Annotated in this window: 20 protein-coding genes; 8 read left to right on the top strand and 12 right to left on the bottom strand. The window is 72.3% G+C overall.

Translation table 11 applies throughout. From position 1 onward, the window contains the following. Positions 1–206: 206 nt before the first annotated feature. From ACFWFZ_RS04920 to ACFWFZ_RS04895, 6 genes are all read right to left on the bottom strand, one after another. The gene (locus tag ACFWFZ_RS04920; protein WP_387116714.1) at positions 207–974 is read right to left on the bottom strand and encodes an enoyl-CoA hydratase/isomerase family protein; all 768 of its coding nucleotides are present in this window, start codon (positions 972–974) and stop codon (positions 207–209) included. An 87-nt stretch (positions 975–1061) separates the two neighbouring features. After that, positions 1062–2303 carry an Ig-like domain-containing protein gene (locus ACFWFZ_RS04915; protein ID WP_387116712.1) on the bottom strand — a complete coding sequence of 414 codons (1242 nt, stop codon included), beginning with the start codon at positions 2301–2303 and terminating at the stop codon, positions 1062–1064. A gap of 123 nt (positions 2304–2426) precedes the next feature. After that, positions 2427–3134, bottom strand: a complete 708-nt coding sequence (locus tag ACFWFZ_RS04910) for a L,D-transpeptidase family protein (RefSeq protein ID WP_387116709.1) — start codon at positions 3132–3134, stop codon at positions 2427–2429. Positions 3135–3230: 96 nt separating this feature from the next. Further along, the gene (locus ACFWFZ_RS04905; RefSeq protein WP_387116706.1) at positions 3231–4100 is read right to left on the bottom strand and encodes a collagen binding domain-containing protein; all 870 of its coding nucleotides are present in this window, start codon (positions 4098–4100) and stop codon (positions 3231–3233) included. A gap of 55 nt (positions 4101–4155) precedes the next feature. Then, positions 4156–6423: a choice-of-anchor A family protein gene (locus ACFWFZ_RS04900; protein WP_387116703.1), complete on the bottom strand. Its 2268-nt coding sequence runs from the start codon at positions 6421–6423 to the stop codon at positions 4156–4158. A gap of 139 nt (positions 6424–6562) precedes the next feature. Then, entirely contained in the window at positions 6563–7783 is a 1221-nt protein-coding gene (locus ACFWFZ_RS04895) for an Ig-like domain-containing protein (RefSeq protein ID WP_387117325.1), read from the bottom strand. A 357-nt stretch (positions 7784–8140) separates the two neighbouring features. Between ACFWFZ_RS04895 and glgX the strand changes: the two genes are divergently transcribed. Continuing rightward, positions 8141–10339, top strand: a complete 2199-nt coding sequence (glgX, locus tag ACFWFZ_RS04890) for a glycogen debranching protein GlgX (RefSeq protein ID WP_387117322.1) — start codon at positions 8141–8143, stop codon at positions 10337–10339. A 162-nt stretch (positions 10340–10501) separates the two neighbouring features. Next, complete coding sequence (locus ACFWFZ_RS04885; RefSeq protein WP_387116700.1) at positions 10502–11224, top strand: CDP-alcohol phosphatidyltransferase family protein; 723 nt, start codon at positions 10502–10504, stop codon at positions 11222–11224. Here the strand turns inward: ACFWFZ_RS04885 and ACFWFZ_RS04880 are convergent. After that, positions 11205–11693, bottom strand: coding sequence for an adenylyltransferase/cytidyltransferase family protein (locus ACFWFZ_RS04880; RefSeq protein WP_387116697.1), 489 nt, complete (start codon positions 11691–11693; stop codon positions 11205–11207). The two genes, ACFWFZ_RS04885 and ACFWFZ_RS04880, sit on opposite strands and share 20 nt — an antisense overlap. Before the next feature lie 166 nt (positions 11694–11859). Here ACFWFZ_RS04880 and ACFWFZ_RS04875 point away from each other — a divergent pair, with 166 nt between their 5' ends. Genes ACFWFZ_RS04875 through ACFWFZ_RS04865 form a run of 3 tightly spaced genes read left to right on the top strand, consistent with a single transcriptional unit; the run spans position 11860 to position 16048 of the window. Beyond that, complete coding sequence (locus ACFWFZ_RS04875; protein ID WP_387117320.1) at positions 11860–13071, top strand: glycosyltransferase family 4 protein; 1212 nt, start codon at positions 11860–11862, stop codon at positions 13069–13071. Further along, positions 13068–14822: a lipopolysaccharide biosynthesis protein gene (locus ACFWFZ_RS04870; RefSeq protein WP_387116693.1), complete on the top strand. Its 1755-nt coding sequence runs from the start codon at positions 13068–13070 to the stop codon at positions 14820–14822. The genes ACFWFZ_RS04875 and ACFWFZ_RS04870 overlap by 4 nt, the downstream gene beginning before the upstream one ends. Continuing rightward, positions 14819–16048 carry a hypothetical protein gene (locus ACFWFZ_RS04865; protein WP_387116690.1) on the top strand — a complete coding sequence of 410 codons (1230 nt, stop codon included), beginning with the start codon at positions 14819–14821 and terminating at the stop codon, positions 16046–16048. The genes ACFWFZ_RS04870 and ACFWFZ_RS04865 overlap by 4 nt, the downstream gene beginning before the upstream one ends. Before the next feature lie 195 nt (positions 16049–16243). Here ACFWFZ_RS04865 and ACFWFZ_RS04860 read toward each other — a convergent pair whose 3' ends face one another. Beyond that, entirely contained in the window at positions 16244–17692 is a 1449-nt protein-coding gene (locus ACFWFZ_RS04860; RefSeq protein ID WP_387117317.1) for a hypothetical protein, read from the bottom strand. Positions 17693–17863: 171 nt separating this feature from the next. Here ACFWFZ_RS04860 and ACFWFZ_RS04855 point away from each other — a divergent pair, with 171 nt between their 5' ends. Together ACFWFZ_RS04855 and ACFWFZ_RS04850 are read left to right on the top strand one after the other, a co-directional pair. Continuing rightward, complete coding sequence (locus ACFWFZ_RS04855) at positions 17864–18403, top strand: WcaF family extracellular polysaccharide biosynthesis acetyltransferase (RefSeq protein ID WP_387116687.1); 540 nt, start codon at positions 17864–17866, stop codon at positions 18401–18403. A gap of 8 nt (positions 18404–18411) precedes the next feature. Then, entirely contained in the window at positions 18412–19527 is a 1116-nt protein-coding gene (locus tag ACFWFZ_RS04850; RefSeq protein ID WP_387117314.1) for a glycosyltransferase, read from the top strand. A 27-nt stretch (positions 19528–19554) separates the two neighbouring features. Here ACFWFZ_RS04850 and ACFWFZ_RS04845 read toward each other — a convergent pair whose 3' ends face one another. From ACFWFZ_RS04845 to gmd, 4 genes are all read right to left on the bottom strand, one after another. Continuing rightward, entirely contained in the window at positions 19555–19770 is a 216-nt protein-coding gene (locus ACFWFZ_RS04845) for a hypothetical protein (RefSeq protein ID WP_387116684.1), read from the bottom strand. Positions 19771–19888: 118 nt separating this feature from the next. Next, a complete protein-coding gene (locus ACFWFZ_RS04840; RefSeq protein WP_387116681.1) occupies positions 19889–20563 on the bottom strand; it encodes a hypothetical protein in 675 nt (224 codons plus the stop codon). A 95-nt stretch (positions 20564–20658) separates the two neighbouring features. Further along, positions 20659–23436, bottom strand: a complete 2778-nt coding sequence (locus ACFWFZ_RS04835) for a LamG-like jellyroll fold domain-containing protein (protein WP_387116678.1) — start codon at positions 23434–23436, stop codon at positions 20659–20661. A 245-nt stretch (positions 23437–23681) separates the two neighbouring features. Beyond that, on the bottom strand, positions 23682–24695 hold the full coding sequence (gene gmd / locus ACFWFZ_RS04830) for a GDP-mannose 4,6-dehydratase (RefSeq protein WP_030846680.1): 1014 nt from the start codon (positions 24693–24695) through the stop codon (positions 23682–23684). A 356-nt stretch (positions 24696–25051) separates the two neighbouring features. On the opposite strand from gmd, the gene ACFWFZ_RS04825 reads away from it, so the two are divergent. Then, the gene (locus ACFWFZ_RS04825) at positions 25052–25996 is read left to right on the top strand and encodes a GDP-L-fucose synthase family protein (RefSeq protein ID WP_387116674.1); all 945 of its coding nucleotides are present in this window, start codon (positions 25052–25054) and stop codon (positions 25994–25996) included. Positions 25997–26017 lie beyond the last annotated feature (21 nt).

The following is a 26017-nucleotide window of genomic DNA, read 5'->3' as shown; positions in this document are numbered from 1 at the left end:
TCCACGGGAAAACACCCCCCGGATTCAACGAATCCGAGGGGCTCTCCTGTCATATGCGAGAGGCAGCCGAAGGGCCTTGAAACGGGCCCTGACCTGGCGTGGCCCACCGCACGGAAGTGATCACAGCGAGTCGATCACCAAGGCGCCTTAAGGCTGCCTTAAGGCCTGGCTAATCCACCCACAGGGAGGACCGCCCGGCGGGACGGTCAGACGAACTTCGCCTTGCCCGGGCCCTCTTCGACGAAACTGCGCATGCCGCGCTCGCGGTCCTCGGTGGCGAACAGGCCCGCGAACCAGTTGCGTTCGATGGTGAGCCCGGTGTCGATGTCCGTCTCCAGGCCCGCGTCCACGCACTCCTTGGCGGCGCGCAGCGCGATCGCCGGTCCCTGCGCGAGCTTGGCGGCCCAGGCGTGCGCCTGCTCGTGGACCTCGGCGGCGGGCACCACCCGGTCGACCAGGCCCAGGGTCAGCGCCTCGTCGGCCTTGACCATGCGGCCCGTGAAGATCAGGTCCTTGGCCCGGGAGGGGCCGACCAGCCTGGACAGCCGCTGGGTGCCGCCCGCGCCGGGGATCAGGCCGAGCAGGATCTCGGGCTGGCCGAGCTTGGCGTTGTCGGCGGCGATCCGGTAGTCGGCGCACAGCGCGAGCTCGCAACCGCCGCCCAGCGCATAGCCGGTGATGGCCGCGACGACGGGCTTGGGGATGCGGGCGACGGCGGTGAAGGCGTCCTGCAGCGCACGGGACCGGGCGACCATCGCCGCGTGGTCCATCGTCTGCATCTCCTTGATGTCCGCGCCCGCCGCGAACACCTTCTCGCCGCCGTAGATGACGACCGCGCGGACGTCGGCCCGGTCGGTCGCCTCCACGGCGAGCTCGCGCAGCCGGTCCTGGGTGGCGATGTCCAGGGCGTTCATGGGCGGCCGGTCCAGGCGGATGGTGCCGACACCTTCGGAGACTTCGAGAGAGATGGTCATACGGGTCAGGTTAGCGGCGGTTAACGCGAGGTGGCCCGGTGCTGTGTGTCACAGCACCGGGCCACCTCCACCGCGTACGGGACGGATCTACTTGATCCACTCCGCCCAGTCCATGTTCCAGCCGTTGAGGCCGTTGTCCGGGGCGATCTGCTTGTCCTTGGAGTTCTTCACGACGACCACGTCGCCGATCAGCGACTCGTCGAAGAACCAGGCCGCGGGCTGCTTGGAGTCGCCCGCGCCGCGGACGTCCTTGAGGCCGATGCAGCCGTGGCTGACGTTGGCCGAGCCGAAGGTGCCGGAGGAGGCCCAGTAGTTGCCGTGCACGAAGGTGCCCGACTGCGACAGCCGCATCGCGTGCGGGACGTCGGAGATGTCGTACTCGCCGCCGAAGCCGACGGTCGCGCCGTTCATCCGCGTGACCTTGTACTTCTCGCTGATGACCATCTGGCCGTTGTAGGTGGTGGTCGACGGGGCGCCCGCGGTGATCGGGACGTCCTTGAGGACCTGGCCGTCCCGGACGACCTGCATCGTGTGCGCGGCCGCGTCGACCGTGGAGACCTGCGAGCGCCCGATCTTGAAGGTGACCGTGCGGGTCTGCTTGCCGTAGACCCCCGGGCGGCCCTCGACCCCGTCCAGGGCGAGCTTCACGGTGACCGTCGTGCCCGCGGCCCAGTACTTCTCGGGGCGGAAGTCGAGGCGGTCGTTGCCGAACCAGTGGCCCTCGACCGGCACGGCCGGCTCGGCCGTCACCGTGATGGCCTTCTCGACGGCTTCGGGGTTGGTGATGCCACGGGAGAAGTTGATGGAGACCGGCATGCCCACGCCGACGGTCGAGCCGTCCTCGGGCGTGTAGTGGCCCACGAAGGTGTTCTTCGGGGTCAGGGTCGTGAAGGAGGTGTCCTTGGCGGACTCCCGGCCGGCCTCGTCCTTGGCGACCGCGTGGACCTTGTACTCGGTGGCCGAGGCCAGGTGGCGGGCCGGCTCCCAGCTCGCGCCGTCGTCGGAGACCTTGCCCTCGACCGCGTTGCCCTTGGTGTCGGCGACGGTCACCGTGCTGAGCTTGCCGCCGGTGCTCGTGATCTTCAGGACGCCGCTGGTCGCGACCTCCTTGGCCCCGTCGTCGGGCTTGACGTTGACGACGGCCTTCGAAGCCTCGGTACCGGTCTTGCCGCCACCCCCGGCGTTGTCGCTTCCGCTGCCGTTGCCGTTGCCGCCGCCACCGCCGCTGCAGGCGGTGGTGAACAGCAGGGCCGCTCCCAGCAGAAGGGCCGGCAGGCCGGTCCGGGCGCGGCCGCGTATCGGCTGCACGTTCACTCGTGTTCTCCCCATGTCCCCCGCGCACGGACTGTCGCGCGCATGTCGACAGGAAATCACATGGGAGGATCACGATGAGCCACGGTCTTGTCACCGTTCCGTCCCAAGTGCCGCGACACGGCGGGGACGGCTTGCGGGTCAGTCCTCGGTGCCCGGCTTGGTGCCCCAGACGTAGACGGCGTCGCCCTCGGCGAGCAGGTCCCACAGGCGCTTGGCGTCCGCTTCGGTGAGGTTGACGCAGCCGGCGGAACCGCCGCCCTCGTAGAGGGTGCCGGGCGAGCCGTGCAGGGCCTGGCCCCCGTCGAAGAACTGGGCGTACGGCATGGGCGACCCGTACAGCGTGGAGACGTGGTTCCTGCTGCGCCAGTACACCTCGTGCCAGCCGGTCCGGGTCTCCTGGAAGTCGCGGCCGGTGCGGATGGGCACGGGCCGCAGGACGACGCCGCCGTTCTTCTGCACCCACAGCAGCTGGCGGTTGAGGTCGACGCAGGTGACGCGGTGGGCGCGTTCGGGGCAGGCGCCCGCGGCGTTGGGGTCGGGGCGGGCCGTCACGACGAGCATCGTGCGGTAGGTGGCGACGCCCGCGTAGCCGTCGGCGGGGCTGACGCCGTTCCTGCGCTGGAAGTCGCGGACCGCGCGGCAGTCCGCCGAGGACTGCACCCCGTCGACCGGCCGTCCCACGTGGTGCTCCAGCTCGCGCTGGTAGGGGCCGGTGCCCGCCACGCACGCGCTCTCCGGTTCCGCCTGGGCGGCCGCGGCGAGGGACGGGGGCGGGCCCGCGAGTGCGAGCAGGGCGCCGAGTACGGCCGCCCGGGCCACCGGGCCTCTCCCCTGACGTGCGGCCATGGGGCCTCCTCGGTCTGCGAGCGCGGACGGTCGTACCCCAGCCAAGCCGTGTGGCCGGGGTACGGCGCGCGCTGCTGCGCCGCCGGAGTGAGGAGGTCACTCCACCGGCGCACCCGGCCGCGTGGTCCGGGCGGGGCGGCCCCTCTCCCGGGTGCCCTCGCCCGCGGCCTCGGCCTTCTCGTCGAGGGGGATCGGCTCGGCGCGCTTGTTGTAAACGGTGAGTACGAGCTGCCGGCCGCTTGCTGCGTCCAGCTGGTAGGGGCCGGCCACCGGGCTCTTCGGCAGGACGTAGCCCTCGGGGACATCCTTCTCGACCAGGAAGTACCCGCCGTCGGCGAGCCCGTCGAACTCGCAGGTGCCGTCGGCGTCGGTGGCGCAGCCGGGCCTGACGCGCTGGTCGGCGTCGATGCCCCGGGTCTTGAGGCCGGTGGTGCCGTTGGTCTCCTTCCACAGCTCGAACACCGCGCCGTGCAGGGGCGAGCCGGTCTTCGCGTCCTTCTTGCGGACGCGGATCCAGCCGCTGTACGCGGCGTCGGGGCGCCGGTTGGGGACGCCCAGGACGAGACCGTCCCGGGCTGCGGCCTCGACCAGGTCGAAGCCGGTCGCCGCTTCGTCCGGCCACTCGTAGCCGGCCGGGGCCGCGACCTGGAGCGCGTAGTACGTCTCTCCGGTCGCGAGCTCCACCGTGCAGAGGCCCTTCGCGTCGGTCACGCAGACGCCGCCCCGCTGTCTTTCGTCGGCGCCAGGGCCGGTGCTCTGGAGCCCGGCCCGGTCGTTGGTCTCCCGCCACAGCTCGAAACGGGCCCCGGGCAGCGGTGCGCCGGTGTCCAGGTCGGTGCTGCGCAGTACGACCTTGGCGGTGCCGGCCGCCGCCGGGGGCGGTGCGGCCAGGGCCGGCGCCGCCGCGGTGAGCACCACCGCGGCGGCGAGACCGATGGGCCACACCCTCGTCGTCCTGGCTGTCATGCCGCTCCGTCCGTCGTAGGGGGCCTGGGATCAGATCCGGGATCAGATCCGCGGGTCAGGCCCGGGGGCCCTTGGCGTCCTTCGGGTGTCGGGCGTCCTTCGGGTGCTCGGCGTGCCCGCCCTTGCCCTTGCCGTGGTCGCCCTTGCCGTGGCCCTTGGCGTGGTCGCCCTTGCCGTGGCCCTTGCCGTGGTCGCCTTTGCCGTGGCCCTTGCCGTGGTCGCCTTTGCCCTTGCCGTGGCCGTCGCGCTCGTTGCGGAGCGTGACCACGAGCCGCCGGTCCGGGGTGGCGGCGTCCAGCCGCAGCGGTCCGGTCACCCGGTCCGCGGGCAGCGCGTAGCCCTCGGGCACGGCCGTCTCGACGAGGTAGTAGGAGCCCTCGGGGAGCGGGCCGAAGTCGCAGATCCCGCCGCGGTCCGTGGCGCAGCCGTCGGCCGCCCGGCGGTCGGCGTTGATGCCGCGCGTCTGGAGTCCGGCGGTGCCGTTGGTCTCCTGCCACACCTCGAACACCGCGCCGCGCAGCGGCCGTCCGGTCTTGGCGTCCTGCTTGAGGATCCGGATGGCGCCCTCGTACCGCTCGCTCCTGGTGTTCGGGACGGAGACGGCGATGCCGTCCGCCACGTCGCCCTCGGTCAGGTCGAAGCGCGTGACCGGGTCGGCGGGCGGTTCGTATCCCGCCGGGACCGCGGTCTCCCGCCAGTAGTAGGTCTGGCCGACCGGCAGTTCCACCGTGCAGGTGCCCTGGGCGTCGGTCACGCAGGTGCCGTCCAGCCGGGTGTCACCGCCCGGGGCGGTGGTCTGCAGGCCGGCGGTGCCGTTGCTCTCCCGCCACAGCTCGAACTCCGCGCCGGCCAGCGCCGCGCCCGTCGCCCCGTCCGTCTTGCGCAGCACCACGCGGGCGGCGTCCGGCGGTTCGGGGCCGCGCTGGTTGTCCGCCTCGTACCGGACGCCGGCCTGCGCGTTCTCGGCGGTCAGCGTCAGCGCGCTGACCGGCTGGGGCGGGAGTACGTACCCGGGGGGCGCCTGGGTCTCGCGCCAGTAGTACGTGCCGAGCCCGGTGGTCGTCTCGCACAGGCCGGTGGCCGGGGTGGTGCACTCGCTGACGCGGGTGTCGGCGCCCGGCCCGGTGGGCTGGAGGCCGGCGGTGCCGTTGCTCTCCCGCCACAGCTCGAACCGCGCGCCCGCCAGCGCCGCGCCCGTCGCCGCGTCCCGCTTGAGGACGGAGACCGCGCCGGTCACCGGGACCGTGCCGCCGCAGTCGGGGAGGTCGCCGTTGAAGGGGTAGGCGTGGAACTCCTGGCCGCCGCCTCCGACTGTCTCGCTGCCGTGGGTGACGGAGCCGGTCGTGAAGAAGCGGCCGTTGATGCCGGGCAGGGTGACGGTGGTCTCGGAGGTCTGCTGCCCCATCAGGAAGCTGCCCTGGAACTGGCCGCCGCCGGTCAGGTTCACGGTGGTGGCGTCCGGGAAGTTCCACAGCAGCCGGTCGCGGTAGGCGTTGAGCGGGTCGGTGTCCGCGATGCCGCCGCTGTAGGTGTTGATCGTGCGGGTGGCACCCAGGACGTTGACCAGGACGGTGGCCGTGGCCGGGATGCGGGCGAACCGGATGCCCTGCTGGCCGCCGCCGTTGCCGACCAGGTCCGCGTCCACGTTGAAGATCTGGAGCGCGGAGGTGCCGTCGCCGGTGAACACGGTCTCGAAGCCGCTGTTGACGACGGTGCCGGTGGCCGGGCGCGGCTGCCCGCCGACCCGGGCGTAGCACTGGCTGGCGGCGCTGAGCCGGTCGCGCAGTCCGGCGTACGGGGCGACGGCGGCGGGGTCCTGGACCTGGGTGCCCCGCACGTCGCCGGTGAGGGGGCCCGCGTGCCGGACCACACCGCCCTCGGCGAGCAGACGCTCGTCCTGGGCGACGGTGACGCCCGCGCCGGTGGTGAGGAAGTCGGCGCCGTCGGGGGGCGGTACGAGCGATCCGGCGCCGACGATCCCGACGTTGTACCGGCTGTCGCCGCCGGCCGCCTTGTCCTGGTCGAAGCCGCCGAGGACGACGAGGCGGCCCTCGGCCTCGGAGGCCCGTCCGCGGACCCGGAAGTCGCCGCCGGCGAAGATGTTGATGCCGTTGTCCCGGCCGCGCAGGACGCCGTCGCTGTTGATCGGCGGGTACGGGTCCGGGCAGCGCCCCGGAACGCACGGACCGAGCCCGTCGGGCAGCGGCGCGCGGGCCGCCGCCACCGGCCGGTCGGCGCCGGGTCCGGCGGCGACGGCCGTGGGGGCGCCGGCGGCCAGCACGGCGCCGATCGCGAACCCGAGGGTCCAGTTCCTTGCTGACATGGTGCTCCGTCCGTTTCCCCTGCTGCCCTCATGTGCCCTGACAGGCTGGGGGCAGGGGTCGGCGGTGCGGGTCGTGGACACCCTCGGCTACGGCATTCCGATCACACAAGTCACTCGTGCGGGGGTGGCGGTGCGCCGTTCAGGCGATGGCGGATCCGGCCACCCAGTCCGCCCAGGACATGTTCCATCCGCCCAGCCCGTTGTCGGCTGCGACCGTCTTGTCCTGCGAGTTCACGACCTCCACCACATCCCCGATGAGGGTCCGGTCGAAGAACCAGCCCGCCGGGGTGTCGGAGCCGCCGCCCTTGTCGTCCCGCAGGCCCACGCAGCCGTGGCTGACGTTGGTGGTGCCGAAGGTGTCGGGGCTGGACCAGTAGTTGCCGTGCAGGAAGGTCCCGGAATTGGTGAGCCGCATGGCGTGCGGGACGTCGGGGATGTCGTACTCGCCGCCGAACCCCACGGTCTGGCCGTTCATCCGGGTGACGTCGAAGAGCTCCATCACCACCATCTTCCCGTTGTAGGTGGTGGTCTTGGGCGCTCCGGCGCTGATCGGCACGGTCGACAGCAGCTCGCCGTCCCGGCGGACCTCCATGGTGTGGGCGGCCGCGTCCACGGTGGAGATCTGGGAGCGGCCGACGGTGAAGGTGACGGTCTTGGACTGGATGCCGTACGAGCCGGGCGCGCCCTCGACGTCGCGCAGGTCCATCCGCACGGTGACCTTGGTCCCCGGTTTCCAGTACTGCTTGGGCCGGAAGTCGAGGCGTTCCTTGCCGAACCAGTGGCCGACCACCTCCACGGCCGGTTCGGAGGTGATCCGGATGGCGCGCTCCACCTCGGCGCGTCGCTCGACGGCCCGGCTGAACTTGAAGGAGACGATCATGCCGGTGCCGACGGTCGAGCGGTTCTCCGGCTTGAAGTAGCCGATGAACCGCTCCTCGGGAACGTAGGTGGTGAAGGTGGTGTGCCGGGCCTGGCGGCGGTTGTGCCCGTCGAGGGCGACCGCGTCCACGGTGTACTTGGCCGCGAGGGCGAGCCGGCCGGCCTGCGGGGTGGGGCTCCAGCTGAGGCCGTCGGCGGCGATGGCGCCGGGGACCTCCTCCTGCTGCGCGTCCTCCACCTTGGTCACCACCACCCGCTCCAGCCGCCCTTCGGGCACGGTGACCGTCAGCCGCCCGTCGGCCGGGACGTCCTTGGCGTTGTCTTCGGGGGTGATGCGGATGGCCTCGTCCGGCGAGCGGACTCTGCCGGGGAGCTGGATCTCGACGGGCGACTTGCCGTCCTCGGTGCAGCCGGCCAGCCCGCCCAGCAGGCCCGCCCATGCCGCCACGGCGGCCAAGCCCGCCCCTGCCCGCCTTGTCAGAAGTGTCACGATCCCTCCAACGACCGGAGCCCTCCCGGGGAAACGTGAGCGCGGGCGACGTTCCGGACAGAACAGTCCGGGCAGAACAGTGGGAAGGACCAGACGGGGGCGGGCCCTGGCCGGGACGCCGGGGCCACACACTCCCCTGCCCCCGCCGGTACCGAGGAGCCGTGGAGGCGGGCAGTGTCGAGCGCAGCCGAGCAGGAGGCGGTGGAAGCCGTCAGCAACGCCGTCGAAGCGGTACGGGGCGGACAGGCCGCGCCCGTGCCGCATGTCGACGGCCGACCGGGCGGCCCACTGGGCCAGCAGTCGGACGGGCGGCCGGAGGGCCGGACGAACGGCCAGGTCAAAGGCCAGGTGTTACGGGCGCACGGGCGCCCGGCGCCGGCGGTGTGGCCGGGGTCCTCGCATCCCCTGGGGGCCCGCTTCCACCACGGTCCGGACGGGACCGCGGGCACCAACTTCGCCGTGTGGGCGCAGGGCGCGGAGTCGGTGGAGGTGTGCCTGTTCGACGAGGCCGGGGCCGAGACGGCCTGCGTCCTGACGGAGCTCACGCACGAGATCTGGCACGGTTTCGTGCCGGGCGTGCGCCCCGGGCAGCGGTACGGCTTCCGGGTGCACGGCCGCTGGGATCCCTGGACGGGTGTCCGGCACAATCCGGCGAAACTGCTCCTGGACCCGTACGCGCGGGCCGTCGACGGAGACTTCACCCTGCCGCCGGAGGTGTACGGGCACGTCCGGGACTGGCCGCAGCAGTACATCGCGGACACCGTGCGCGACGACCGGGACTCCGCGCCGTATCTCCCCAAGGGCGTGGTCGTGCACGATGACGACGACTGGGCGGACGACGTCCGGCCGAAGACGCCCTGGGCCGATTCGGTGATCTACGAGCTGCACGTGCGCGGCTTCACGATGCGCCATCCGGGTGTTCCCGAGGAGCTGCGCGGTACCTACGCGGGCCTGGCCCATCCGGCGGCGGTCGAGCACCTGGTGAAGCTGGGCGTGACGGCGGTCGAGCTGCTGCCGGTGCACCAGTTCGCGCACGAGGACCACCTGCTGCGCAGGGGGCTGCGCAACTACTGGGGGTACAACTCGGTCGGATACTTCGCCCCGCACGCCGGGTACTCGTCGAGCGGGACGGCCGGGCAGCAGGTCGGCGAGTTCAAACGGATGGTCCGGGCGCTGCACGCGGCGGGGATCGAGGTGATCCTCGACGTGGTCTACAACCACACGGCGGAGGCGGGCGAGCTGGGGCCCACGCTGTCGCTGCGCGGCTTCGACAACCGGGGCTACTACCGGCTCCAGTCCGACCAGCGGCGGTACGCCGACTACACGGGCTGCGGGAACACCCTGCACGCCGGGCGTCCGCACGTGCTGCGGCTGATCACGGACTCGCTGCGCTACTGGGTCACGGAGATGGGCGTGGACGGCTTCCGCTTCGACCTGGCGGCGGCGCTGGCCCGTTCGATGCACGACGTGGACATGCTGTCGCCGTTCCTGGCCGTGATCGCCCAGGACCCGGTGCTGCGGCGGGTGAAGCTGATCGCGGAGCCGTGGGACGTGGGTTCGGGCGGCTACCAGGTGGGGGCGTTCCCGCCGCTGTGGACGGAGTGGAACGACCGCTACCGCGATGCCGTGCGGGACTTCTGGCGGGGCGCGCTGCCCGACGTACGCGATCTCGGGTACCGGCTGTCGGGGTCGAGCGACCTGTACGCGTGGGGTGGGCGGCGGCCGTACGCCTCGGTGAACTTCGTGACCGCTCACGACGGTTTCACCCTGCGGGACCTGGTGTCCTACGAGCGCAAGCACAACGACGCGAACGGGGAGGCGGGCCGGGACGGGACCAACGACAACCGCTCGTGGAACTGCGGGGCGGAGGGAGAGACGGACGACGTGCGCGTCGCGGTGCTGCGCCGCCGCCAGCTCCGCAACCTGCTGACCACCCTGCTGCTGTCGACCGGGGTGCCGATGCTCGTGGCGGGCGACGAGTTCGGGCGCACGCAGGGCGGCAACAACAACGCCTACTGCCAGGACAACGAGACGGGGTGGGTGGACTGGTCGCTGCTGGAGGATCCGGCGTGGCGTTCGCTGTTCGCCCTGACGGCCCGGCTGATCTCGCTGCGTCACGCCCATCCGGTGCTGCGGCGGCGGGCGTTCTTCTCGGGCCGCCCGCAGGGGGCGGACGGACTGCGGGACCTGGCCTGGTTCACGCCGGCGGGTGTGGAGATGACGGAGCGGGACTGGTACGCCCCGGCGGCCGCGCTGGGGATGTACCTGTCGGGGCGGGACATCCCGGGCCGTGACGCGCGGGGCCGGCAGGTGACGGACGACAGCTTCCTGGTCCTGCTGCACACCGGTGACCGGCCGGCGGCGTGGGTGCTGCCGGGGGCGCCGTGGGCGCGGGAGTACGAGCTGGTCCTGGACACCTCCCTGGAGGAGCAGGCCGTCGCCCCCGGCACCGTGCACCTCGCCGGGGAGACGGTGACCGTGCCGGCCCGCTCGGTGCTCCTGTTGCGGGTCGTCAGCGGGTCTCGACCGCCGGCAGCATCCGCTTGAGGCGGGCGGCGAGCGCGGCGCGTTCGGCGTCGTCGAGGGGCTCCGGCGCCGCCGCGTACCTGTCCGTCCTGCTCCTTCCGGACGTCCGCAGACATCCGGAACCGACTCGCTCACCCGTCCTGCGATGATGTGTTCGACATCGTCGCTGAGGGGAGCCCCTGCATGGGCAGAGTCGGGACCGCGCTGCGGGAACTGCGCGGGGCGCAGAAGTCGGCGAAGGGGGTGTCGCTCTACTCCCGGTTCGTGAACCGGCCGACCGGGCGCTACCTGGCGGCCGGTTCGTACGCGCTCGGGCTCACGCCGAACCAGGTGACGCTGATCAGTGCCGCCTTCAGCTTCGCCGCGGTGGCCGCGGTCGCGCTGACCGGGCCCTCCTGGGCGCTGGGGATCGCCGTGTGGGCGGCGCTCGCCGTCGGCTTCGCCTTCGACTCCGCCGACGGGCAGCTGGCCCGGCTGCGCGGCGGCGGCAGCGCGGCCGGCGAGTGGCTGGACCACGTCGTGGACGCCGCCAAGCTGACGGCCCTGCACGCGTGCGTGCTGATCGCGTTCTACCGGTTCCCCGAGGAGTACGGGACGTCGGCCGACGGCTGGCTGCTGGTGCCGCTCGGCTTCCAGTTCGCCGCGGTCGTCACCTTCTTCGGCGGGCTGCTGACCGAGAAGCTCAAGGCCCGGCCGGCCCCGGGAAGCCCCGCCGCCGCGCCCTCGACCGCGCGCGCGGTGGCGCTGCTGCCCGTGGACTACGGGGTGTTCTGCCTGGTGTTCCTGCTGCTCGGCGGCGGGAAGCTGTTCGCCTGGGCGTACGCCGGACTGGGCGCGGTCGCCGCGCTGTTCCTGCTGGCTTTCCTCGCCAAGTGGTTCCGGGAGCTCAGCGCCGTTCGCCGGTGACCTGACCCGGCGCCGCGGCCGGTTCGGCGAGCGCGTCCAGCGCCCGGCGCAGCTGGGTGCTGGAGGTGTGGACGGTGTAGGGGAAGTAGACGACGTCGACGCCGTGGGCGGCGAAGTCCTTCTCCAGCTTGTCGCCCTTGGGGGTGCCCCGCCAGTCGTCGCCCTTGAAGATGACGTCGAAGCGGACCTGCTTCCAGGTCTCCACCTTGTCGGGCACCGTCTCGACGAAGGCGGCGTCCACGTACTTCACGCTGCGCACGATCTCCAGCCGCTCGACGAGCGGGATCATCGGGCGCCGGCCCTTGGCGAGTTCGGCCATCTCGTCGGAGACCACTCCGGCGACGAGGTAGTCGCACCGACTCCGGGCGTGCCGAAGAATGTTGAGATGCCCGATATGGAACAGATCGTAGGCGCCCGGCGCGTAACCGACTCGATACGGTCGACGCGAAGGCGCACCAATATCCGACATGTACCGCTCCGTCATCTCTTTGTCCCCAGCGGCCACACCCCCCGGTGTAGCGGATTAGCAGACAATAGCGTGCACGTTCCGCAGCACGCGGGTGAACGAATAGGGTGACGTGCGCATCATCCAGGGGAAGAGGGGACGCTCGGTGTCCAGATCCGGTCAGCGGCGCATGCTGCTGGTTTCCACCAATTACGCTCCGGAGCACGCGGGTATCGGCCCGTACGCGACGCAGATCGCGGAGCACTGGGCGGATCTCGGCCACGAGACGCACGTCCTCGCCGGCATGCCCCACTACCCCGCGTGGTCGCTCGAACCGGAGTACAAGGGGGCGCTCCAGCGCACGGAACAGCGCGCTGGAGTAACCGTGCACCGGCGCGCGCACACCGTGCCGTCGCGTCAGACCGCCGTGAAGCGGGCCCTGTTCGAAGGATCGATTCTGCTGCACGGCGCCGTGGCCCCGCCTCGAATGCCCAGGCCGGACGCGGTGCTCGCCCAGATGCCCAGCCTGGCCGGCGGAGTGCTCGCCGCCCGCCTCGCGGCGCGCTGGAAGGTCCCCTTCGTCCCGGTCGTCCAGGACCTCATGGGCGCCGCCGCCGCGCAGAGCGGGATCAGCGGCGGCGACAAGGCGGCCGCCGTCGCCGGCCGCGCCGAGGCGTACGCCCTCAGGCGGGCCACCCTCGTCGGCGTCATCCACGAGACCTTCGTGGAGCGGGTCGTCGGCATGGGCGTGGACCCCGGCCGGATCCGCCTCGTCCCCAACTGGTCGCACGTGCCCAAGCCCACCAGGCCGCGCGGCGAGACCCGCCGCCACCTCGGCTGGGGCCCCGGTGAGACCGTCGTCCTGCACTCCGGCAACATGGGCCTCAAGCAGGGACTCGAAGTCCTCGTGGGCGCCGCACGACTGGACCCCGAGGTCCGTTTCGTCCTGATGGGCGACGGCAGTCAGCGCTCCGCGCTCGCCGACCTCTCCGCGGACGTGCCGAATCTGGACATCATCCCCCCTGCCGCTGACGGCGAGTTCCCGGATATCCTCGCGGCGGCGGACGTTCTCGCGGTCACACAGCACGCCGCCGTGCTGGACATGAGCGTTCCGTCGAAGCTCACCTCCTACTTCCAGACCGGTCGGCCCGTCGTCGCCTCAGTGGCGGCGGAGGGCGGGACCGCCCAGGAGGTGGAACGCTCGGGCGCAGGGGTGCTCGTACCGCCGGAGGACCCCGAGGCCCTGCTGAAGGCCGTACGGGCCCTGGCGGAGGACCCCGAGGGCGCGGACGCACTGGGAGCGGCCGGGCCCCGCCACGTAGCGGCCCACCTGAGCCGCGAAGCGGGCCTGGCCCGCATCGACGCACTGATGGACGAAGCACTTGGGGGACCCCGGCCGTGATCGAGACGAACCGCCCGGCAGCGGCACCGGCCGACGACGAACCCGACCTCCTCAGGGACCAGTTCCGGCAGCTCCTGCGCTACCGCAGGCTGATCGGCGCGGGCATCGCCGTCGGTCTGCTGGGCGGCGTCTACCTCGGCATATCCACCGCCGACACCTACGTCGCCACCGCCGACGTCGTGCTGCGCGCGCCCACCGACGACCCGTTCAACCCGAGCCTCGCCCCGGACAAGGCGATCAACGTCGGCTCCGAGCGCCAGGTCGCGCTCAGCTCCTCCATCGCCAACGAGGCGGCGAAGAGGCTCGGCGTGTCCGCCAAGGACTTCGCCGCCCTGCGCTCCGGACTGCAGGTGACCAACCCGCCGCAGACCATGGTGTTGCGCTTCACCTACACCGCGGACTCCCCCAAGGAGGCCGCCAAGCGCGCCAACGCCATGAGCGAGGCCTACCTGCTCAAGCGGCAGGAGTCCCTCGACGCCACCCGCGACAAGATGGTCAAGGGCTACAAGGACCAGCGCGACCCGGTCGCCAAGAACCTCGACGAACTCTCCAAGGAGATCGCCCGGATGCCCGCGGGCGCCGGGCGCGACGCGGCCAGCTCCGCCAAGACCGACCTGCAGAGCGAGGTCGGCGGCTACAACAGCAAGATCACCAAGCTGGAGGCGCTCGACATGACCCCGGGCCGGGTCACCAGCGCCGCGACCGCGCCCACCGCGACCGACGGCCCCGGCATCGTCATGTCCCTCGCGCTCGGCGCGGCCGTGGGCCTCGCCCTCGGCCTGCTGGCCGCCTGGGTCCGGCTGGTCTTCGACCCGGCGCCGCGCTCCGAGGGCGACGTGGCCCGGGCCCTGCGCGCTCCCGTCCTGGGCTACCTGCCGCGCGACCGGACGGGCGGCGGACCGCTGCTCGCCGCCGGCGAGGCCGACCCCCGGCTCGCCGAGGAGTACCGCTCGGTGGCCTTCCGCCTCGCCTACGACGCCCGCTTCGCCGACCGGCGCCGACTCCTCGTCGTCGCACCGCGTGGCAGCAGCGAGACCGCGGCGGCGGTGGCCGTCAACATGGCCGCCTCCTTCGCCGAGACCGGCAAGGACGTGCTCCTCATCGAGGCCGACCTGCGCACCCCGGTGCTGGCCAGCCAGCTGCCGACCGACGCCGGCGGCCGGCCCCGCTGGAGCCAGGGCCAGGGCGGCGCGCCCGCGCCCGGCCGGCACGCCGACTCCGAGTGGCCCGACGGACGCCAGCTCGTCGTGGACGCCGGGGAGTCCGGCTCCTTCGACCTCATCCCGGGCGACCGGGCGCGCAACGTCCCGCGCGCGCTGACCTCCGCCCGCGCCACCCGGCTGATCTCCGAGGCCGACGCCCCCAACTCCACGGTCGTCGTCCTCGCACCGCCCGTGCTCTCCTACGCCGACGCCCTCGCCCTCGTCGACCGGGTCGACGGCGTCCTGGTCGTCTGCGACCCGCGGGCCATCCACCGCACCGACCTCATCCGGATCCGCGAACTCATCAGCGGCGCCGGCGGCACGGTGCTCGGCGCGGTGCTGCACGCGCCGCTGCCCGGCGAGAAGCGCGGCAAGGGCAAGGACAAGGGCGGCCCGTCCGCCGCCGGCCCGGCGGCCCCCCCGACGGCGGGGAAGGCCGCGCCGCAGCCCCAGCCGATCCCCTACGAGGTGGCCGAGCCCGAGCAGCACATCCCGGGTGACGGCACCGACACCGTCGCGCTGCGCACCGTACGCATGGGCCGCAGATGAGCCGACGCGGCCTCGCCGCCGTCGCCTCGGTCCTGGACCAGGCCGCCTCCAGCGCCACCAACATCCTGGTGCTGGTGCTGGCCGCCCGGCTGTCCTCGGCCTCCGGGTTCGCCGACTTCTCCATGGTGTACGTGGCCTTCAGCGTGCTCCTCGGGCTGAACATGGCCTACGTCGGCCAGAGCCTGGTCCTGGAGAAGGGTGACGGGCTCGGTGCGGCCTGCCGCTCCGCCGCCGGCTTCACCTCGGCCGCGTCGGCCGCCGTGGGCGTGCTGCTCGCCGTGGTGGGCCTCGCCCTCCCCGGAGCCACCGGGCGGGCCTTCCTCGCGCTGGGCCTCGTCCTGCCGCTGGTCCTCCTCCAGGACGGGCTGCGCTACTGCTTCTCCGCGCTGCGCGCCCCCGAGCGGGCGCTGGCGGCGGACGCGCTGCGGCTGGTGTGCGTGGTCGCCGCGCTGGCCCTGCAACCCGAAGGGGCCTCGGCGGGGCGGCTGGTGCTGGTGTGGGGGCTGTCCGCGCTGCCCGCGCTGGCGGTGGGGCTGTGGCTGCTGCGGCCGTACGTCCGCGGCTCCCGCGCCGACCTGCGGCCGTACCTGCGGCGGGGGCACCTGGGGCAGCGTTTCGTGGTCGAGTTCGCGGTGGGCAACGGCTCCAGCCAGCTCGCCGTGCTGGGCCTCGGCGTCTTCGCGACGCCGCTGGCCGTCGGCGCGCTGCGGGGTGCGACCACCCTCTTCGGGCCGCTGAACGTGCTGTTCAACTCCGCGAACGCGTTCGGGCCGCCGGTGCTCGGGCGCCTCGGCGGCAAGCGCGCCACGGTGCGGGCCACGGCCGCGCTGGGCCTGGTACTGGCCGCGGTCGGCGCGGGCTGGGCGACGGCGCTGTACCTGCTGCCCGACCGGCTGGGCCGGGAACTCCTGGGCGACACCTGGGCTGCGGCGTCCGCGCTGCTGCCGGCCACGGGTGCCCAGTACGCCGTGATGGGCCTCGGCACCTGCGCCCTGCTGACCCTGCGGGTCCTCGCCCCGAAGGCCACGCTCTCCCTCCAGGTGGTCTTCTCGCTGCTGTCCGTGGGACTGCTGCTGGGCGGGTACGCGGTGTGGGGAGTGGCGGGCGCCGCCTGGGCCCTGGCGGCCGGCTCGGCGCTCAAGGCCCTGGCCGCCTGGTGGCGGGTGGCCCGCCTGCCGGCTGCCGTCCCCGTCGTGACCGAACCCGCCACCGCGCCTGCGGCCTGATCCGCTGCGCGGGCCTTCTCCCCGCCCCGCCCTTTCGCCATTTCCCGGGCTCCGCCCGGACCCGCACCTCAAACGCCGGCGAGGCTGTATTTCAGCCTCGCCGGCGTTTGAGGCGCGTGGTCTGGGCGGAGCCCCAGCAGCGGTGCCGCGGCCAGGCGCGGAGGAGGCCCGGATCGTGCTGAACCCAGCGGAGCGCTACCGCAGGGTGGTGGACTTGTCCGTGCGGTAGGTCGCGACCAGCGCGAGGCAGAGGGCCGCGATCGCGACGCGCCCCGACGCCTGGAGCAGCGGACCGCGCAGCAGGATGAAGGAGTAGCCCGCGACCAGCGGTACGACCACCGAGATCAGGCTGCCCGGTGGCGACCTTCGCGTGGCCCGTTTCGCGTAGCGCCGGTCGACGCGGGCCGAGGCGTACCCCATGCCCAGCAGCCCCGCCCCCATGCCCAGCGGCCCGAAGTCGAGCCACAGTTCCGCCCAGATCGGGGAGGAGAGGTTGGTGTTGACCGTGCCCATCCACTGACCGACCATCACGCCCGTGTCCCTCGGCTTGCCCTCCCAGACCGAGCGGGGCACCGCGAAGAAGATCGATCCGGCCAGCTGGCGCCCGTAGAAGTGCCCGGGGCCCGATTCCGAGAAGGTGATGGTGTTCGCGAACATGCCGATCTGGTCGTAGTCCTTCAGCGCCATCGGCTCCAGGAAGGACGTGGTCTCGACCGGCCGGTAGTTCTTCTCGTCGTACCGGAAGCGGTCCGCGAACGGGAAGATCAGGAGGGCGACGACCACGGCCATCGACAGCGCCACCCGGTACATCGCCGCGCTCACCGGGAAGACGGTGAAGAGCAGCGCGAACATGACCGTCAGGAACCAGTACCGCGGGTTGGAGATCGGGTTGTTGACGATCAGGTTGAGGCCGGCGAGCGCCCCCCACGTGACGATGACCGACACCTTGCGGCGGGCGAACTTCGAGGTGATCAGCCAGCGCGTGTAGAGGAGCAGCGCGAGCAGGGCCGGCACGGTGCCGAAGCCGCGCAGCAGTGCCTGGCCGGCCTGGCCGTCGCCGTTGGAGACGCCCGCCTCCTGGATGCCGGCGATGATCTCCTGGCGGCTGGAGAAGAAGACCGCCGGGCCGCCCAGCTTCATGATGAAGGCGGCGCTGCACAGGAACGACAGGACCGTCAGCAGTTGGAGACGGCGCCGGTGCGCCATCACGGGCTTCGACTCCTTCTGGGAGCCGCCCGCGCGCCCGGCCGGGCGGTGCCGGGCCAGCAGCACGCCGACGTCGAACGCCGTGCAGCCGAGCAGCACCAGCCCGATGGCGGCGGTCAGGTCGGAGCGCGGGCCGACGACCGGCGTCGGGACCTGGCCGAGGACGGCCTGAGCGAGCGGGGCCACCCCCATGGCCATGTAGACGAAGAGCCAGAAGGAGCCCTGCAGCAGCTTGCGGCGGCTGGTGAGCACCATCGCGGAGAGCCGGGCCCCCGCGTACATGGTGAGCAGCAACTGCAGCCAGAAGGCCGCGTCGCGGGCGCCCGCACCCGTCTGGACGGCCACGAACAGCGGGAGGAAGACGGAGAATCCGAGCGCGAGCGGTACGGACAGCGCACGGGAGAGCAGGGTGCGCGGCAGGGTGTCCCGGCCCCACATGCTCTCGTCCTCGAAGGGGGACGGGACGGCCGGCTTGGCGGGCGCTGCGGAGGGCTTGCGTATGTCCGTCGTCACTGCCGCCCCCACCCGATGTGCCTGGTCCGCGCGCAGTCTAGTCTGAGCGGGCCGCGCCCGGGGAGGCCGTGGCCGAGAGCACGATGGGGGCTTCTGTTGCGTGATCTTCCTTCCTTCACGCTGGCCGGGTACGACAAGGGGCGCGGGCTGCTGACGCAGGTGCTCTGGTTCGCCGTGATGAACACGCTCTTCATGGCGTGGTTCTGTCCCGCCCGGCTGCGGGTGGCGCTGCTGCGGGCCTTCGGCGCGCAGATCGGCGAGGGCGTGCTGATCCGGCACAGGGTCCGCGTGCTGTGGCCGTGGAAGCTCACCGTCGGCGACCACGCCTGGATCGGCGAGGGCGTCTGGGTGCTGAACCTGGAGCCGGTGACCATCGGTTCGCACGTGTGCCTCTCGCAGGAGGCGATGCTGTGCACCGGCTCGCACGACCACCGGGCCGCCGACTTCCGCTACCGCAACGCCCCGATCACCGTCGAGGACGGCGCCTGGGTGGCGGTACGGGCGACCGTGCTGGCCGGGGTGACCGTCGGCCGGTGCGCCGTCGCGGGCGCGGGGGCCGTCGTGCACAAGGACCTGCCGGAACTGACCCTGCAGACGCAGGACGGGCGGCGCCGCCCGGTGGAGGAGCCCAAGTGAGTGCCGTGATGAGAGTCCTGCACGCCGTCACCCTGCACTCCCCCTCGCATGCCTTCGGCGGGCCGGTGCGGGTCGCGCTGAACCTGTCGAAGGGGCTGCGGGCCCGCGGCCACGAGGCGCGGCTGCTCGCGCTGGGCGAGGGCTTCGACCAGTGGCCCACCTCCGTGGAGGACGTCCCGGCGAAGCTGTTCCCGGCCCGCCGGCTGCTGCCGCTCGGCTTCAGCGGGATGACCTCGCCGGCCCTGCTGGCCTCGGTGGGACGACTGGTGCGCGAGGCCGACGTGGTACACGTCCACCTGGCGCGCGACCTGGTGACCCTGCCGGTGGCGCTGGCGGCGCTGCGCGCGGGCAGGCCGCTGGTCCTCCAGACCCACGGCATGGTGGACCCGAGCGGGAAGTTCCTGGCGAAGGTGCTGGACGCGGTGGCGGTACGCCGGCTGCTGCGCGGTGCGGACGCGGTGCTGTACCTGACCCCGCACGAGCGGGAGGGCCTGGACGCGGTGGTCGGCGCGCCGCTGGCGAACACGGTCCGGCTGGTCAACGGGACCCCGGCGCAGGAGGAGCGGCCCGCGCCGGAGGGGGCGCCGCGCATCCTGTACTCCGCGCGCCTGCAGGCCCGTAAGCGGCCTGTGGACTTCGTGGACGCGGCCCCGGCGGTGCTCGCGGAGCACCCGGGCGCGCACTTCGTCGTCGCGGGCCCGGACGAGGGCGAGCTGGGGGCCGTACGGGCACGGATCGGGGCGCTGGGCCTGACGGACCGGTTCACGGTCCCCGGCCCCCTGTCCAGCGCGCAGGTGCTGGCGGAGCTGCGCCGGGCCCACGTCTACGTCCTGCCGTCCGTGGACGAGCCGTTCCCGATGTCGGTGCTGGAGGCCCTCGCCGTGGGCGTCCCCTCGGTGGTGACGCACTCCAACGGCCTGGCGCGGGACATCACCAGGGCCGGGGCGGGCCGCGCGGTCGACCCCGGTCCGGCGGGGGTGGCCGCCGCGGTCCTGGAACTGCTCGACCCGCAGGCGGGCCGCGAGGCCTCGCTCGCGGCGCGGAAGCTGGCCGAGGGTTCCTTCTCCATGGACGCGGTCCTCGACACGCTGCTGCCGGTGTACGAGGCCGCGCTGCGCGGTTGAGGCGGAGCCGCCGGGCCTGCCCTGAGGTCAGATGACGTCCCGGCGGTGCTCCTCCACCACGGGGATCGCGCCCGCGGTCCGGCGCCGCTTGTAGATGCTGGTGTAGACGGCGAGGCCGATCCCGCCCACCGCCATCATGATCAGGCCGACCAGGTCGAGGTTGACGCTCTCCATCTCCCAGTCGCTGGCGAAGGTGAGGACGGCGCCCACCACGATCAGGCCTATGCATCCGCCGATGCCCATGGGTCCGCCTTCCGGTGTGGTGACTGTGACCGCGCGGGTACCCGGGTATCGGGAACGAAAACGCCCCCCGGGGCCGGAAGTACCGGCCCCGGGGGGCGTGTTCGCGACTGCGGTGGTGTTACGCGGGGATCCAGGCGTAGCAGCCGGAGGAGTTGAACTCCGCGGTGCCCGCCGGGATGGCGGCCGTGATCTTGTCACCGGCCTTGGGCGGTGTCTCGGGTCCCGAGGCGAGGACGGAGCCGTCCTTGCCCTTGGCCTCCCAGGTGCAGTTCGTGGCCTGGGTCAGCGCGCGGTAGTTGCCGGCCGCGGGAGAGGTGCGGGGCCCCTCGGGGAAGCCCTTCTCCGCCGCGGCGAGGACCGGCTTCTGGTCCGGGCACAGGTGCGTGATCGCGTCCTTGGCGCCCGGGATCTCCCCGGTGATGACGGCGCCGGTCGCCGCGTCCTTGTCGCGCTTGGCCGTGCGCGCCACCCGCTGACAGGCCTCCTGGCCGGTCTGCAGGACGGCCGCCGGGTCCATCTTCTCGGGGACGCGCCCGCTGAGGTACTTCTTCTCCTCGGCCGTGAAGCTGCCCGTCTTCGGGGTGATCTTGGCGTCGGGAAGGACCGGGCCGGTCGGCTTCGCGTCGGGCGCGGGCGCCGACGGGTCCGGGGTGTCCGCCGGGTCGGGGGCCGCCGACGCGGCCGGGGGCTTCGCCTTGGCGTCTGCGTCGGCGTCGTCCCCGCCCGAACTGCAGGCGGTCAGCGTCAGTGCGGCGGCGAGCAGAACGGCGGCCGCTGCGGAGCGTCGGTACATCGGATGGCTCCCGTACTCAAAAGGATCTGCACAGGAATGCGGGGCCCGGCCACGCAGCCGGGCCCCGCATCCGTCAGGCGGTTGCTTCGGTGGTGCTACTGCGCGCCGAAGGTGAGGACCAGCTGCGGAGTGCCCTCCGCGGCGGTGGACTCCGAGGCCCAGAGCCACAGCGGGTCGCTGCCGTTGCTCGTCAGGCCCAGGCTGTAGCTGCTGCCCAGCACCGCGGTGACCGCGGCGGTGTCCAGTGGCACGTTGTGCAGGGCCGAGCCGTCCGGCACGCCCGCGACGGTGCCGAGCGGGGTGGTGCCGAGAGCGGGCTTGGTCTTGAAGGTCGTGCCCGCGCCGGTCCAGGTGCCGGTGACCGGGACCACGGAGACGGTGTCGACGGTGCCGGCACCCGTCTGCGTGGTGGTCTTGAACTGCAGCGAGGCGGACTTCAGGACCTGGCCGGCCGGGGCGGCCGGCAGGTTGAAGCGCAGGTACGTCTCGTACAGCGAGCCGCTGCCGCGCACGGCGAGCGAGGTGGACGTGCCGTAGGCGGTGCTCGGGGCGCCCTGGTTGATGTAGGTGTCCTCGGTCGTCTTGACCGTGGAGACCGTGTCGGTGGGCGCCTTGGCCAGGTCGAAGTGGTTCTTGACCTGGGCCTGGGTGAGCGCCGTCGGGTACACGGCGGTCTCGTCGAGCTGACCGGCGAAGTAGTTGCTCGTCGGACGGGTCGGCCAGCCGGAGAGGTTGTCGCCGCCGGCGTGCCAGTAGCCCGCGTAGGTGCCGTTGCTGGTGGCGTTCAGCGTGCCCTTGTTCTGGCCGTCGACGTACAGCGTGATGCCGCCGGGGCCCTGGGTGCCGACCACGTGGTGCCACTTGTTGTCGTTGTACGTCTCGAACAGGCCGGTGGAGACCGTCCGGACCGAGCCGTTGTAGACGCCGAACACCAGGCGACCGGCGTTGGTCATGTAGATGTGGCGGTCGTGCGAGCCGCTGTTGCGCGTGGTGTTGTTGCCGAAGCCGATCAGCTTGCCGCCGCGCGTGGTGTTCGTCTTGAACCACGTCTCGATGGTGAAGGTGTTGCCGACCGTCTGACGGCGGTCGCTGTGCACCTTCTGGCTGGTGCCGTTGAAGCCCATGGCGTTGCTGCCGGGGACCGCGCCGGGCGACTGCTTCAGGGCGGGGGCGTTGACCTGGATGCCGCTGCGGTTGCCCGACACCGAGGAGTCGGCGACGTACGGGCTGACCACGTCGTCGTAGCGCCAGTACAGCTCGGCGCCGTCGGTGCGGACCTGGTTCGGGTAGCCCTGGACCGAGGTCGGGACAGTCACCTTGGTGGTGGCCGACAGGGCGCTGGTGTTGCCGGCGGCGTCGGTCGCGGTCACCCGGTAGCTGTACGTCTGGCCGGCCTTGGCCGTGGTGTCGTTCCAGGATGCCTGCGGGCGCTCCCACTCCAGCGAGCTGGCGGTGACGGTGGCGGCCGGGGTGGCCGAGCCGTTGCGGTAGATGCGGTACGTCAGCTTGCTGTCGTCCGCGTCGTAGCTGGTGCGCCAGCGGACCTGGACCTCGCCCGGCTTGACGCTGGAGGCGCTGGCCACCGGGGTGGTCGGGGCGCCGACGTCGCCGGTGGAGGCGAAGCGGGTCAGGGCCTGCTGGGCCTTGCCGTTGATGAGGGTGAACTCACCGCCGACCCACATGTACTTCACGTCGTTCTTCTCGGCCACGGCCATCACGCGCGGGCCGATGCCCTCGCCGAGGCCGTCGTTGGCCGTGGGGTGCCAGCCCAGCTTGCCCGGGCCGCGCACGAAGCCGTCCACGGGAGCGGGGGCGGCGCCTTCGTGGTCGGTCGGCTGGGCGAGCAGGAAGTGCCGCTTGCCGTCGGGGAACTCCAGCTCGGTGGAGCAGTTGTGCGCGTGCGAGGAGCTGTAGAGGACGCCCTCGTACGGCAGGACGAACTGGGTGGCGCCGAGGCAGCGGTCGCGCCACTTCTCGGTGAAGTCGCTCAGGCGCAGGCCGATGCGGCCGTCGAAGACACCGCCGCCGGAGCCCTCGTTGCCCGTGTAGAAGCCGGTGTCGTCGGTGGAGATGTCCTTGACGACCGAGTTCGACGGGATGTTGGTGTAGGTCTTCTTCACCGCGCCGGACTCGGCGTCGACGACGGCCAGCGCGTGGCTGTTGGCGTTGTTGACCGTGAAGAAGTCGCCGCCGAGCAGCACGCTCTTGCCGTCGGGGGTGACCTCGACGGCCCGGCCCGGCTCGTCGGCGTTGGCCTTGAAGGGCTTGAGCGCGCCGGAGGTGGCGTCCACGGCGGCGAACCGCTCGCGGGTCTGGCCCTCGACGTTGGTGAAGTCGCCGGCCGCGTACAGGGTGTCGTCCGTGACCGCGAGTCCGCGCACGGTGGCGGGGAAGCCGGGGTGGAACGCTGCCTTGGGGGTGCAGCTCGCGATGTCGATGGCCGCGACGCTGGAGACCGGGGTGCCGTTGACGGCGCCGAAGTAGCCGCCCGCGTAGAGGGTCTTCTTGTCCTTGGAGACGACCAGCGTACGGACGGTCGCGCTGCCGTCCCCGATGGTGAAGGCCAGCTTGCAGGAGGTCGGCTTGCCCGTTGCCGCGTCGAGCGCGACGAAGTTCACGGCCTCCTGCTCGGCGCCCGCCACGCCCTCGGGCGGGCGGACGGCGGAGAAGGTGCCGCCGGCGAAGACGGTTCCCTCGGCCTGGGCCATCGCCCAGACGATGCCGTCCGGCTGCCAGGTCGGCAGCTCGTCGGCCGTGAATGCCACCGGCGCCGTGATGGCGGACGCCTGGGGCATCAACACCAGGCCTATCCCGGTGCCCGCACCGGCCAGTGACAGTACGAGGGCGGCAGTCAGCCCTCTGGATCTACGCATGAGCCCCCCAGGGCAATCGCCCGGTTTGATGGCTGGAACTATCCGAACAGCCATATGTATCTGGCGCAGACTAGGGCTCACGCGGGGGCCTGGTCACCTCCCTTGACCCATTGCATACCAACTTGGAATCAAAGGTTCAGCATGGAGGGCGCACTAGGGACATACGGCACGTATGCCCCGGCCACACTGGCGCAGATCCGCCTGCATGACCGGAACACGGCAAATCGTAGGGGAAATATAAGCCCTCAGCGATCGATACGGACCGTCACACCCGCCAGTTGGTCCTCCACTTGGCGAATGTCGGCGTCCACCATGATCTGGGCGAGTTCCGCCACCAGTACTGACGGCTTCCAGCCAAGCAGGTCATGGGCCTTGGATGCGTCGCCGATGAGGGCGTCGACCTCGCTGGGACGCTCGTACTTGGCGTCGTAGCGGACGTGCTCGGTCCAGTCGAGGCCGGCGTGCGAGAAGGACGACTCGACGAACTCCCGGACGGTGGCGGCCACACCGGTGGCCACGACGTAGTCGGTGGGCTCGTCCTGCTGCAGCATCCGCCACATGGCGTCGACGTACTCGGGGGCGTAGCCCCAGTCGCGCACCGCGTCGAGGTTGCCGAGGTAGAGGTGGTCCTGCAGGCCTGCCTTGATGCGGGCGACCGCCCGGGTGATCTTGCGGGTCACGAAGGTCTCGCCGCGGCGCGGGGACTCGTGGTTGAAGAGGATCCCGTTGACGGCGAACATGTCGTACGCCTCGCGGTAGTTCACCGTGGTCCAGTACGCGAAGACCTTGGCGGCGCCGTACGGGCTGCGCGGGTGGAACGGGGTCTGCTCGTTCTGCGGCGGCGGGGTGGACCCGAACATCTCGGAGGACGAGGCCTGGTAGATGCGGGTGTCGACACCGCTGGCCCGGATGGCCTCCAGCAGCCGCAGCGCGCCGAGGCCGGTCACGTCGCCGGTGTAGAGCGGGGCGTCGAAGGAGACGCGGACGTGGGACTGCGCGCCGAGGTTGTAGACCTCGTCGGGGCGTATGTCGCGGAGCAGGTTCACGAGCGCGACGCCGTCGGAGAGGTCGGCGTGGTGCAGGACGAACGACCGGTTGGCCGTCTGCGGGTCCTGGTAGATGTGGTCGACCCGCTCCGTGTTGAAGCTGGAGGACCGCCGCACGAGACCGTGCACCGTGTAGCCCTTGGAGAGCAGGAGCTCGGCGAGGTACGAGCCGTCCTGTCCGGTGACTCCGGTGATCAGTGCGGTCTTGCCCATGGGGTCCCCTTGCTGGTGGTTGCTGTGTGTCGTGGTGAGGCGTTGCCTCGGGGTGGGTGCGGAACGGGCCCTGCGGGGCGGCCCACCGGTGGTCGGGCCGCGGTCGGGCGGCTGGATGCGTACCGTACACGGCCGCCCGTCGTCGCCCCGTGCGGGACGCCCGCCGCTCTGTGCTGCGGACGCCGCCCGGTACGCCCTCGGTTCCGGAGCCGCCCGGCACCCCGCCCGAAGCGATGCCGGCACCGACGGGCGGTCAGGGCTGGGCGGGCCGCCGGGCCCGGAGCCGCGCCGGTGGCACGGCTCCGGGCCGCGGACCACTGCGGCCCCCGCGGGAGCGGACTGGCATCATCGGCGGTATGACAAGTTCGCTGCCGCTTCTGCCCCCGAACGCCCGCGTCTTCGTCGCGGGCCACCGCGGCCTCGTGGGGTCCGCGGTCGCCCGCCGGCTCACCGCCGACGGCCACGAGGTGCTCACCCGGGGCCGTGCCGACCTCGACCTGCGCGACGCCGCGGCCACCGGGGCGTACCTGAAGGACGTCCGCCCGGACGCCGTCGTGCTGGCCGCCGCCAAGGTCGGCGGCATCATGGCCAACAGCACGTACCCGGTTCAGTTCCTGGAGGAGAACCTGCGGATCCAGCTCAGCGTGATCGGCGGCGCCCACGCCGCCGGCGTGGGCCGGCTGCTGTTCCTCGGTTCGTCCTGCATCTATCCGAAGCTGGCGCCGCAGCCGATCCACGAGGACGCGCTGCTGACGGGCCCGCTGGAGCCGACCAACGAGGCCTACGCCCTCGCGAAGATCGCCGGCATCGTCCAGGTCCAGTCCTACCGCAAGCAGTACGGGGCCTCGTACATCTCGGCCATGCCGACGAACCTCTACGGGCCGGGCGACAACTTCGACCTGGAGTCCTCGCACGTCCTGCCCGCCCTCATCCGGCGCTTCCACGAGGCCGCCGCCGAGGGCCGCGAGGAGGTCGTGCTGTGGGGCTCCGGCACCCCGCGCCGGGAGTTCCTGCACGTGGACGACCTGGCCGCGGCCTGCGCCGTGCTGTTGAACACCTACGACGGCCACGAGCCGGTCAACATCGGCTGCGGCGAGGACCTGACGATCCGCGAGCTGGCCGGGACGGTCGCCGAAGTGACCGGCTTCCGGGGCCGGATCGCCTGGGACACCTCCAAGCCCGACGGGACGCCGCGCAAGCTGCTGGACGTCGGCCGCCTGACCGCGCTCGGCTGGAAGCCCGGCATCCCGCTGCGGGACGGCATCGCCTCCACGTACGCGTGGTGGCGCGAGCAGAGCTGATCGCACAGGCGGCCTCGGCCC

Source organism: Streptomyces sp. NPDC060232 (genome assembly GCF_042726555.1).
Taxonomy (GTDB): domain Bacteria; phylum Actinomycetota; class Actinomycetes; order Streptomycetales; family Streptomycetaceae; genus Streptomyces.
This window is presented reverse-complemented; position numbering and strand designations above follow the sequence as displayed.